Source organism: Pedobacter sp. V48 (genome assembly GCF_000523515.1).
Classification (GTDB): Bacteria; Bacteroidota; Bacteroidia; order Sphingobacteriales; family Sphingobacteriaceae; genus Pedobacter.
This window is the reverse complement of the sequence record NZ_AWRU01000031.1, coordinates 321,364-333,434: the sequence shown is the minus strand read 5'-3', so window position 1 is coordinate 333,434 and position 12,071 is coordinate 321,364. Positions and strand designations below refer to the sequence as shown.

Here is a 12,071-nt window from a genome sequence, read left to right as displayed (position 1 = left end):
GATCCTAAAAAAGCGACTGCAGATTTAAATATAAAATCTTTAACCTTTAAAGAGCGGATAGCCGCGTTTAGGAATTTACCCGAATTTTTTAAATTGGTATGGCAAACCAGCAGGTGGATGACGATAGGTAATTTTACCCTGCGAATTGCCAGATCAATTATGCCCCTTGCTATCCTTTGGGTAGGTAAGCATATCATTGATGAAGTGGTGCACTTAAATAATGACGGAGCTGGCCAATCCCAGGAATATTTGTGGAAACTGGTGGCGCTTGAGTTTGGATTGGCTATACTAACTGATATTCTGAGCCGTGCCATTAATTTGATGGATGGTTTATTGGGTGATTTATTTTCCAACTATACATCCGTAAGGATTATGAAGCATGCTGCAACTTTAGATCTGGACCAGTTTGAAGATGCAGTTTTTTATGATAAACTTGAGCGTGCGAGGCAGCAAACGGTTGGCCGTACTGTGCTATTATCGCAAGTAATGAGTCAGATCCAGGACCTGATTACCATGGGGTTCCTTGCAGTAGGATTGATTACCTTTAATCCATGGCTTATAGTTGTATTATTGATTACTATTCTTCCTGCTTTTTTGGGTGAATCGTATTTTAATGATCAGAGTTATGCACTTTCAAGAAAGAGAACACCGGAACGAAGAGAACTTGATTATGTTCGTTATTTGGGTGCAAGCGATGAAACGGCAAAAGAAGTTAAGGTATTTAATCTCTCCGGCTTTATCATCAGTCGTTTCAGAACGCTTTCAGAAAGATTTTATACAGAGAATAAGCATTTGTCTTTACAGCGCTCCGTGTGGGGCACCTTTTTTGCCTTTTTAGGAAGTGCAGGATATTATCTTGCTTATGTTTATATCATATATAGAACCATAAGTGGAGGCATCAGCATCGGTGAACTTACATTTCTGGCAGGCTCGTTCAGGCAGATGCGTTCGTTAATTGAAGGTGTGTTGTTACGTTTTACAGCTGTTTCTCAAGGTGCTATTTATCTTAGTGATTTCTTTGAGTTTTTTGAAATCGAGGCTAAAATCCGGAATTTACCAAAGGCTAAACCTTTCCCAAATCCCATTAGAGAAGGTTTTAAGTTTGAAGATGTTGGGTTTCAATACGCACATTCAGAACGTTGGGCTAACCGCCATTTAAGTTTTACACTTCATCCTGATGAGAAGCTTGCATTGGTGGGAGAGAATGGCTCTGGCAAAACAACATTGGTTAAATTACTGGCAAGACTTTATGACCCAACAGAGGGTAGGATATTGCTAGATGGAGTGAATTTAAAAGAATATGATCTGGATGAATTGCGGATGAACGTTGGTATTATATTTCAGGATTACCTCCGTTATCAAATGACGTTTGCGCAAAATATTGCAGTTGGAAATATACAAGAACAGGATAACAGAGCTCTGATAGAAAATTCAGCAAAACAAAGCTTAGCAGATGTGCTGGCAGAAAAGCTGCCTTTTCAGTACGATCAGATGCTTGGCAAACGCTTTTCTCAAGGAATAGAGTTGTCTGGTGGAGAATGGCAAAAAGTAGCTCTGGCCAGAGCGTATATGAAGGATGCACAACTCTTAATTCTTGATGAGCCAACAGCGGCGCTTGATGCACGGGCTGAATATGAAGTTTTTCAACGTTTTGCGGAATTAACAAAAGGGAAATCTGCTGTACTGATCTCTCACCGATTTTCTACCGTGCGCATGGCCGATAGAATACTTGTACTAGAGAAGGGTCAAGTGATAGAAATCGGCAGTCACGAAGAATTGATCCTTAAGAAAGGGAGGTATGCTGAATTGTTTGATCTGCAGGCCATGGGTTATAGGTAAAAACGATTTGACTGGTACGATTGAGGTTTCGCATCGTAATAATAGCATCAGTCAAAAAAAGATGCAATCAGAAGAACAAATCAAAAGAATAGTGTCCCTCATCGGGAAGCAGATTAGAGGGGAGCTGAACGCAATTGACGAGCGTGATTTGGAGATATGGATATCTGAAAGCAAGACAAACAAGATTTTGTTTGATCAGCTGACACATTCGGCTTATAGGCAAGTTGAGCTAATGAAGATGAGAAGCTTTACAAGTGCACCTGCGGCATTTGCAAACTTTATGGAAAAATATGGCGATCGTATACTTACGGAAGATGAAGTATACATTTCCCCAAAACCTGAGTTGACAAAGAAATGGGATTACGAATTCTTAAAATATGGAGCGACTGCCATTATTCTATTAGCACTTTCTACTGGCTTTTTTATTTACCTCGAAAGTAGAGAGGCAATTGAAAATAAGGATTCTCAAGCCAATTTATTGAACCAATCGAAAATTTTAAGAACCACCGATCAATCGTCGATGGTAAGATCAAGCCCGCATTTAGCTCTTATTGCTAAGGATGCCCCTAATTATGGTATTGATATAAAAGAAGCATTAACCTGGAAACAAGGTTTCTTTACCTTCAAGAATGAAACTCTTGAGTCTCTCATGAAAAAGATTGAAAGCTGGTATGGTGTTGATGTAATATATGCCGATGGCAATATTGGTAAAACCTTATATACCGGTTCCGCTTCGAGATATAGTAACATTTATACGTTACTCAATAAGCTCGACAGAACCGGCCCCGCTAAATTTAAGATTGAAGGCAACAGGATTATGGTTCAACTTCGGTATCGATAAGTTTTTTTACTACTCTGGTAGCTTGCTGCCGAAATAGCATTGCTATTTTCCAATAACATAGTAATTGATAGGATACACAAACGTTTGCGCAAACAAAATGCGTAAATATTAAGCGTAAATAGCATACTTTGGTTTAATAAATGGCTCGGCTAGTAACTTGTTGTATATTTTTATACTTTTAGGGAGTAAAGTCAAAAATTTTTTAATAAAAAAACAAAAGCAGTAAACAAAACCTAAACAATCTTAACCTAATTATGACCAACCAAACAAAATCGACCGTAATTTCTCCCATTGTAACCATTGGAGCTCTGTTTTTCATTTTTGGCTTTGTAACATGGGCCAATAGCACACTAATACCCTTTCTGAAACTGGCTTGCGGTTTGAAAACTGACTTTGAGGCCTTTCTGGTAACATTTGCTTCTTATATCGCTTATTTCTTTTTAGCATTGCCGTCATCATGGATTCTTAAAAAATTAGGCTTTAGAAATGGTATCATCATTGGATTGCTAATTTTGGCTTTCGGTTCTTTAATCTTTATCCCCGCGGCAAGTTCAAGAAGTTTTGGTCTGTTCCTTACCGGTATATTTATTCAAGGTGCTGCCTTATCTCTATTACAAACGGCTTCAAACCCATATATTAGTATTATAGGTCCAATAGAAAGCGCCGCGAAACGCATTAGTATAATGGGGTTATGTAATAAATTTGCCGGAATTATTGTACCTATTATTATGGGTACATTGTTTCTTAAAAATGCATCGGGTATAGAGGCCAAAATTAATGATGCTGGAACTACCCTTGCTGAAAAAGAAGCCCTTTTAGCCGAGGTTTTAGGTCGCGTTTATACACCTTATATTGTTCTAGCAATTGTATTTACAGCTTTTGCATTGTTTATTAAATACTCTCACTTGCCTGAAGTGGATGTAGATAAAGAAGAGGTAATTGAAGGTGATGATGTAAAATCGACAAAGACTTCAATTTTCCAATTTCCACATTTATTTTTAGGAGCCTTCTGTATTTTTGTTTACGTGGCTGCGGAGGTTATGGCTGGCGATATAATTGGAGTGTATGGTAAAGCTTTAGGAATCAGTGCCGACATTAGTAAGTACTTTACAACACTTACATTAACCAGTATGCTGGTTGGTTATGTGATAGGGATTATCGCTATTCCTAAATACATTAGTCAGCAGGCAGCGTTAAAAATCTGTGCAATTTTAGGTGTAATATTTATCTGCGCCGCTTATGTGACCACGGGTTACTATTCGGTAATTTTTGTTGGACTTTTAGGCCTGGCAAATTCATTAATGTGGCCTGCTATTTTCCCTTTGGGTATTAAAGGATTAGGAAAGTTTACTAAAACCGGATCGGCAATTATGATTATGGGTATTGCTGGTGGAGCTATCTGGCCGTTAATTTATGGTTACCTTAAAGACTATGCACATATGCATTTCCAGCTTGCCTTCTTTGTGAGTGTGCTGCCATGTTATTTGTACATATGGTTCTTTGCCGTATATGGGCATAAGATTAAATCTTAAGAATAAAGTACAAAAAAGGCTGTCCGAAAAGATGGCCTTTTTTGTGCATTTATTCATTTACGGCAATATAAATTGGATATTTTTTGAACAAAATGAATGGGGTAAATAGATGCCTTGTTCAGGTTAAAAGGATTATTTTTAAAAAAAATGTAAAAAAAATWRSSSWTYACAYTNTSANWARAAKKCWARCTATGCTTATTTCCTTGTTACGAAAGAAGCTCAATGATATATCTATATCCAGAAAATTATATTTTACCATTGGTATAATCACTTTTTTGGTCATGGTAGAGTTGTGCACTTTATGGTTCTCAATTACGACCCTGTCGGCAGTTAGATCTTACGTGGCTGGGGAAGGACTATGGTCTAAATCGCAGAAGAATGCTATCCTGAACCTCAGGGAGTATGGCTACACTTATGACGAAAACAATTATCTCGCTTTTAAAGAATTCCTAAAGGTTCCTTTTGGTGATAAAATTGCCAGAATAGAAATGGAAAAGGTAAATCCTAATCTGGATGCAGTAAGAACGGGTTTTTTGCAAGGCAGAAATCATCCGGATGATATTGATAATATGATTGGCCTCACCAAGAGATTTAGTAAGGTGTATTACTTGAATAAAGCTTTTGTTGCATGGCAAAAGGCTGAGCCGGTTTGGGATGAACTCCTTGCAATTGGTGAGGAACTTCATGCACTGATTACAGCTTCAAAGATAGATAAGGAAAAGATAAAGGTTTTGCTGAATGAAATCGAAAGGCTTAATACCGAGCTTACTATTTTAGAAGATGGGTTTTCTTATACACTTGGGGAGGGGGCAAGATGGTTAGAAAGTATGGTGCTTAAATTGGTATTGGCGCTGTCGATAACCATTGGTACAACCAGTATTGTAATTGCCATATCTATAAATAAAAGTATTAAAAAAGGCTTGGATGTTATCGTAGAAGGTGCCGAACTGGTTAAGAAAGGACAACTGGAAACCCGCGTAAAGATTTTTGCAAATGATGAAATTGGAAGGGTAGCCACTGCATTTAATGAAATGACGGAGACCCTGGAACATAAAGTAGCTGAGTCAAAGGTCACGGAAGCCAAACTTGTAACTGAGCGGCATAGAGCTCGATCTTCTGAGAAGGCAAAGCACGTTTTTCTTGTAAATATGAGCCATGAAATAAGGACTCCTATGAACGGTATTCAGGGATTTGCGAGCTATATTAGGGATTCCCTGGTTGATAAAGAACATCTTGAGGCAATTGAGATGATTATAAAATCCGCAGATCATTTGATGAGGATATTAAATGATATTCTGGATTTTTCCGGCCTTGGAAATGAGGTTGTTGATTTTATTAAACAACCGCTAAAAGTAAGGGATGTGATTAAAGATGCTTGTCTTTATGTGGAATCTAATGCTAAGTTTAAAAAAATTAGTTTAAGCTATTCTATAGGCACAAGAGTGCCCAATATTTTTATTGGGGATTCTATAAGGCTCTCCCAAATTTTTGTGAACCTGGTATCCAATGCTATAAAATTTACAGAAAAAGGTGAGGTGGTTATTTCTGCAGATCTTATAGAAGAAACCGAGGAGAGTGTGGTTATTGAGTTCAGGATAAAAGATACGGGGATTGGGATTCCAATAGAAAAGCAACAAAAAATATTTGAGTTGTTTGAGCAGGGCACAAGTGGTGCTTCACGTAAATTTGGAGGTGTGGGTTTAGGGTTAAGTATGGTTAAACGTCTGGTTGAACTACAGTATGGAAAGATATTTTTGGAAAGTACGCCAGGCGAAGGGTCGGTATTTTATTTCAGAATGCCTTTTGTGAAAATAAGTGATGTTGAAAAGGATAGCCATATTACTGCCGGACCTGACATTGGGGATGAACCTGGAAGGGGAATCAAAGTGCTGATTGTTGAAGATAATCCCATTAATCAGCTTTTGGTTATCAAGGTATTGCAAAAGAGAGGATACGAAACTATAATTGCTCAAAATGGAAAAATAGCCATTGAAAAATATAGGAACGAGGATTTTGATATTATTTTAATGGACTTGCAAATGCCGGAAATGGATGGATATGAGGCCACTAAATACATACGCCGCATGCGTCCAGAAAAGGCAGGCATTCCAATTGTGGCTATGACAGCCCATACCATACAGGGAGAGCTTGAGAAGTGCCTGGCAATTGGAATGAATGACTATGTTTCTAAACCTTTTAGTCCTGATGAGCTAAATATAAAGATTCAACATCTTGTTGGAAGTAAGCAAAAAGATGAAAAGTCTGTACTAAAGTAACTCTAAAACCTGTGCGGTTGAATTCTTCGTATCTACTTTTTTTATGATATGTGAAATGATACCGGTTTCATCAATAAGGAAAGTAGTTCTATGTGTTCCCATATATTTCTTTCCGTACATATTTTTTTCGCCCCAGACACCGTAAGCTTCAACGATTTTTTGATCAGTATCTGCAAGCAGTGTAAATGGCAAACTGTGTTTGGCGACAAATTTCTGATGTGATTTTTGGTCATCAACACTTACGCCCAATACTACAATTCCTTTTGCTGTTAATCCTTGATAGTTGTCTCTGAAATCGCATGCTTCTGCCGTGCAGCCTGGAGTGTCATCTTTAGGATAGAAGTACAGTACGACTTTTTTCCCGATAAATTGTGATAAGGATACATTGTTGCCATCCTGGTCTTTGGCTGTAAAATCGGGGGCCTTTTGGCCTTCTTTTAACTCACTCATAATGCTATTTATAAAAAGAAATTGAATAATTCTTGATGTTGTCTTTCATATCTGAAACAATAATCTCCAGTGTATGTTTGCCAGGAGGCGTATTGTCATCAAATGTATGCCATAGAGAGGCTGTTTTTGTGTCAAACTCCATTAATATCCATCTTCCGTCAATATAACCGTTAAAGCTCTTAATCCCGGATAGGTTATCTCTGATTTTGAATAACATTTTACTTATTCCAATCATGCTTTTTCCATCCGATACATTGACGGGGATTATGTTTGGTGGTATAGTGTCTATGGCTACAAGGAAACTTCCAAAAGTGCGTGGTTTGGCTTTTACATATCCATTTTCATAATATCCACCTTGTGATGATCTTGAAGCACTAACGATAAGGGCCTTTTCTTTGTACTTGTTAATCGAACTGTCTGCTTTAATCCATATTTCAAATCCCAAATGCAATGGAGTTAAAGGGTTATGGATCTGATGTATATTAGAGAATGCGTTTGTTGCCGGTTTTGGTAAGGTCTTGTATATGAAGTTAAGATCATTATAGAGTGTGCCCTTTGGAAGGATTACCTTTACATCTGGATTGTTAAACTCATTGATTGTAGCATATGAGTAATGAGTACCTGCCACGGGCTCTGGGCTGTCTATTATAGCTTTTTCATCAGCCTGCACATTAAATGACAGAATACTTTTATTGCCCGCAGCATCCGATATAATATACTTTACCTGATGCAGCTTGCCGTCAGTAAATTCTATTCGGCCACTGTTTACCAAGTTGCTGTAGATATTTAAAGGATTACCCGGATCAACAAAACTTTTCTGAATATTTCTTTTAGTATTAATAAATGTTGGGTAATCTATATGCGAATTGATACCCCTGCTATTTTCGAACTGGAATTTTTCAAGGGCCGAGGTGTAAACAGGTTTACCGTCAATCTCTAGCTGAATAGAATAAACACCATTTGTTCCTGAAGCACCATTGTGTTTATCGGTAGCAACAATACCAAAGCCCACCTCGCCACTTAAATTGATTGTGTTTACCTTGTTAAGGTGGTAATTGCCAGGGCCCCCACTAATCTGAAAGTATTGTTTAGGCGTAAATTCGTTAAATGGTTTTTTATTTAAACGATAAACATACATGGAATAAAGTACAGGAGGTATATTGTCTGGTATTTCTAGTCCAAATAGCTGCGGATTAATTGTAGCTTCTGTTTTAGTATCTCTGATCTCAAAGTGAAGGTGAGGACCTCCAGAGCTCCCGGTATTGCCAGAATAAGCAATAACATCTCCCTTGTGAACTGGTATAAGCAGTGAGCTAGGAAACGAATCGACTTCATAACTTCTCTTTTGATATTGAATGGTTTTTACTTGTTGTGCTATTTTAGGGCTAAAGCGCTGAAGGTGACCATAAACAGAAGTGTAACCATTTGGATGATTAATGTAGAGGGCAAGACCGAAGCCGCTATTCTGTACCCGAAGCCTGGAGATGTAGCCATCCGCAATGGCGTATACCGGATAGCCCTCTCGTTGATTGGTTCGGTAGTCCATGCCAGAATGAAAGTGGTTAGCCCTTAATTCTCCAAATGAACCGGCTAGAGCAGGTGGTGTAATGTCTAGTGGAGCCCTGAAATCTACAAGTGGGTATTTGTTGCCGCTGAACACTTGTTGCCCTTTTGAATACATTACGGAAAGAACAATAAGTATTAGTGTTAAGTTCAGTTTAATCATTAATGCTATTTTATATCGAAATTAAGTAGTTGCTGGCCCGCCAGCCAGGCCTCCAATTTATCACCTGGCAGAACCTTGCCAACACCTTCGGGTGTACCGGTAAAAATAAGATCGCCTTTTTTTAAAGTTATGTATTTAGATACAAAGGCAATTATTCTTTCAAACGGGAAGAGCATATTTTTAGTATTCCCAATTTGTCTGTTCTCATTGTTAATCTTTAGCTCGAAGTCTAGATTATATATGTTGATGAATTGGGTTTTGGGAACAAAAGTGCTGATGACAGCAGAATTGTCGAAAGCTTTAGCTAACTCCCATGGCAACCCTTTTTCTTTATGTAGCGTCTGGATATCGCGCGCAGTAAAATCTATGCCGAGACCCATTTCTTCATAATAATTTGGAGCGAACTTTTCAGAAATATGCTTGCCTTCTTTGCAGATTTTTAAAACTACTTCGAGTTCATAGTGTATGTCTGAAGAAAATTCTGGGATGTAAAAAGGTTTGTTGTCTTTTAATAATGCGGTATCAGGTTTTAGAAATATAACCGGATTTTCCGGAGTTGGGTTGTTTAGCTCTTTAATGTGTGCGGCGTAGTTACGACCTATAGCGATTACCTTCATTTGTACGATGTTTTGTGAATAGCACTAACCTGCTGCTAAATTATGCATTCTGAGCAGATGAAACAATTAAGAAGATTGATTAAATGTTGACTATAAAACTGAAATGCGTTTTACTACTGTTTCAGAGCCTGCAACTATTTTTAGAAAATAGATGCCAGGGTTTAAACGATTAGGGATAGTATAGCTTTTGGTTTGTTCTCCTGAGGAAATACGCTCATTTGAAAGCGTTACAACTTCATTGCCCAGCAAATCCATAATTTTGACAGAAAGGTTTGATTCACGATCAAGTCTTAGCATCAAGTTTACCTGATCATCAACAGGATTAGGATAAACTTTTAAAACAGTAAGGATTTTATCTTGTTTAGTTTGAGTGGTTGGAACAACTTTTGCATTAGAGATCACATCATTATATTGTATAAATCCTAAGTTGTATTTAGGCTTATATGTTGGTATGTTGACCTTGATTTGTGGTGTTTTGTTAATTCTTTTTGCCCTGGCAGCGTTTATTGTACTGTCAGACTTTTGTGCAAAAACATTAACGCTACTAAAGACACCCATGCAAATTATGCAGGAGATATGAAAGAGAAGCGCTATTCTGTGTTTCTTGCTCATGTTTGGTATTGCCAAAAATATAAATAATAAAACAAAAAAATCAATCATTTTGTTCAATAAAAAAATATTTAACAATATTTAACAAGTATTAACGTTTGGAGTGCCTAAAGTTGTGGCGTAAATACCACATGTTGGGGTAAAAAAAAAGCCCGAATGCAATACATATAGATAAGAATTACTGTAATTTCACCCACCAAAACAAAATAAGATAAGTGTCGAGTCAAAAGAATTTAAGCGCGCTCACCGCAGGAGGTTTACTTGTAAGTTTAGGGATCGTATACGGTGATATTGGAACTTCTCCTCTCTATACCTTAAAAGCCATTTTTAATTCTGTGGTTAATGGGGGGCAAAATGTTGATGTAAATCTTGTGCTTGGGGCCTTGTCTTGTATCATATGGACTTTAACACTTCAAACTACTGTTAAGTATGTTGTTGTTACATTAAAAGCAGACAATAAGGGTGAGGGTGGTATTTTTTCTTTATACTCCCTTGTTCGTAAAAATGCAAAGTGGCTTGTTCTTCCTGCGATCATTGGAGGTTGTGCTTTGCTGGCAGATGGTATCATTACGCCAAGTATAACCGTTACCTCTGCTGTTGAGGGTTTGCAATTGAAATTTCCTACTGTTTCGGTGATTCCTATAGTTCTGGCTATCATTACGGCATTGTTTGTAATACAGCAATTCGGTACTGATTTGGTAGGGAAACTATTTGGTCCGGTTATGTTCCTGTGGTTTAGTACGCTGGGATTATTAGGTCTTCTTTATGTAGTGCAAGACTTTAGTATTTTAAGAGCGCTAAATCCATATTATGCTTATGAGCTGTTAGTGAATAATCCTATGGCTTTATTAATATTAGGCGGGGTATTTCTATGTACTACAGGGGCCGAAGCATTGTATTCGGACATGGGACATTGCGGAAGAAAGAACATTAGGGTTAGCTGGGTTTTTGTAAAAACAACATTAATTCTTAATTACCTTGGACAAGGTGTTTGGGTGCTGCAGCATGGTAATTACAATGCTACTTTGAATCCCTTCTTTGAAATAGTGCCATCCGAATACCTGTTGTTTATGGTGGCACTTGCAACTTGCGCGGCCGTAATTGCCAGTCAGGCTATGATTACCGGCTCTTTTACGCTAATATCTGAAGCAGTAAGGTTAAACCTTTGGCCAAAAGTTAGAATCAATTATCCAAGTAATCAAAAGGGACAGATTTATGTTCCTTCTATAAATTGGATTCTTTGGGCGGGATGTATTGGGATTGTATTGATATTTAGAAGTTCAGGAGCAATGGAAGGGGCTTATGGTTTAGCTATAAATCTAACCTTTCTGTCTACGACGATATTGATTGCTGCTTATATGAAACGTAAAAAGGTCCCGATATATGTAATTGGAACTTTTTTAGCAGTTTATATTTTACTGGAACTTACCTTCCTGATCGGAAATATGGCGAAGTTTTTCCATGGAGGTTGGGTAACGGTGTTAATTGGATCTGCTTTGTTTACTGTAATGTGGAGTTGGTATGTTGCCAGGAAGATAAAAAACCGCTTTGTTAAATACGTTGAAATTGAGGATTATTTTGAAATAATAAGTGAGCTAAGCAGTGATATCTCGGTTCCAAAATATTCTTCCCAGTTGGTATACCTTACCAGTGCCAATTTTAAAACAGAAATAGAATCAAAGATCATTTACTCTATTATACAGAAGGAACCTAAGCGAGCTGATATTTATTGGCTTGTGCATGTGGATGTTGTTGATGAACCATTTACCCGAGATTATAAAGTGGAATTTCTGATTCCGGGAAAACTTATCCGTATTGATTTTAAGCTTGGATTTAGGGTTGAACAAAGAGTTAATCTTTTATACAGGAAAGTGATTGAAGATCTGGTGAAAAATGGTGAAGTTGATATTACAAGTCAATATACGTCTTTAAATAAACATAAAATTGCTGGCGACTTTAGATTTGTACTGTTAGAAAAGCATTTATCGAAGTTTTCTAAACTGAGTTTCTATGAACGCTCAATAATGGATTATTACTTTGTCTTGAAGCGTTTGAGCTTATCGGAAGAGCGAAGCTTTGGTCTCGATTCAAGTTACGTGGATGTAGAGAAGGTTCCATTAATATTTGTGACTCCTGACGATATAGAACTTAACAGACTTCCGGTTTAATCGCATAAAAAAG

The 12,071-nt window shown here is 37.5% G+C and carries 9 protein-coding genes; 5 read left to right on the top strand and 4 right to left on the bottom strand.

Features of this window, described 5'->3' with window-relative positions:
• The 4 genes from N824_RS38860 to N824_RS38845 all read left to right on the top strand — a co-directional run.
• Positions 1-1,839: ABC transporter ATP-binding protein (locus N824_RS38860; RefSeq protein WP_373419294.1), on the top strand; the 1,839-nt coding region annotated here is incomplete at its 5' end.
• A gap of 61 nt (positions 1,840-1,900) precedes the next feature.
• Entirely contained in the window at positions 1,901-2,680 is a 780-nt protein-coding gene (locus N824_RS38855; RefSeq protein ID WP_161662350.1) for a DUF4974 domain-containing protein, read from the top strand.
• 254 nt (positions 2,681-2,934) lie between these two features.
• The gene (locus tag N824_RS38850; protein WP_048907248.1) at positions 2,935-4,212 is read left to right on the top strand and encodes a sugar MFS transporter; all 1,278 of its coding nucleotides are present in this window, start codon (positions 2,935-2,937) and stop codon (positions 4,210-4,212) included.
• A gap of 281 nt (positions 4,213-4,493) precedes the next feature.
• Complete coding sequence (locus tag N824_RS38845; protein ID WP_161662349.1) at positions 4,494-6,488, top strand: response regulator; 1,995 nt, start codon at positions 4,494-4,496, stop codon at positions 6,486-6,488.
• Here the strand turns inward: N824_RS38845 and bcp are convergent.
• The 4 genes from bcp to N824_RS38825 form a co-directional block, all read right to left on the bottom strand.
• Entirely contained in the window at positions 6,480-6,938 is a 459-nt protein-coding gene (bcp, locus tag N824_RS38840) for a thioredoxin-dependent thiol peroxidase (protein ID WP_048907246.1), read from the bottom strand. The genes N824_RS38845 and bcp overlap by 9 nt on opposite strands.
• A 4-nt stretch (positions 6,939-6,942) precedes the next feature.
• Positions 6,943-8,664 carry a M23 family metallopeptidase gene (locus tag N824_RS38835; protein ID WP_048907245.1) on the bottom strand — a complete coding sequence of 574 codons (1,722 nt, stop codon included), beginning with the start codon at positions 8,662-8,664 and terminating at the stop codon, positions 6,943-6,945.
• Positions 8,665-8,669: 5 nt separating this feature from the next.
• Positions 8,670-9,281, bottom strand: a complete 612-nt coding sequence (locus tag N824_RS38830; RefSeq protein WP_048907244.1) for a fumarylacetoacetate hydrolase family protein — start codon at positions 9,279-9,281, stop codon at positions 8,670-8,672.
• A gap of 90 nt (positions 9,282-9,371) precedes the next feature.
• On the bottom strand, positions 9,372-9,893 hold the full coding sequence (locus N824_RS38825; RefSeq protein WP_235207236.1) for a T9SS type A sorting domain-containing protein: 522 nt from the start codon (positions 9,891-9,893) through the stop codon (positions 9,372-9,374).
• A gap of 212 nt (positions 9,894-10,105) precedes the next feature.
• On the opposite strand from N824_RS38825, the gene N824_RS38820 reads away from it, so the two are divergent.
• Positions 10,106-12,058, top strand: a complete 1,953-nt coding sequence (locus tag N824_RS38820; protein ID WP_048907243.1) for a KUP/HAK/KT family potassium transporter — start codon at positions 10,106-10,108, stop codon at positions 12,056-12,058.
• The last annotated feature ends 13 nt before the right edge of the window (positions 12,059-12,071 follow it).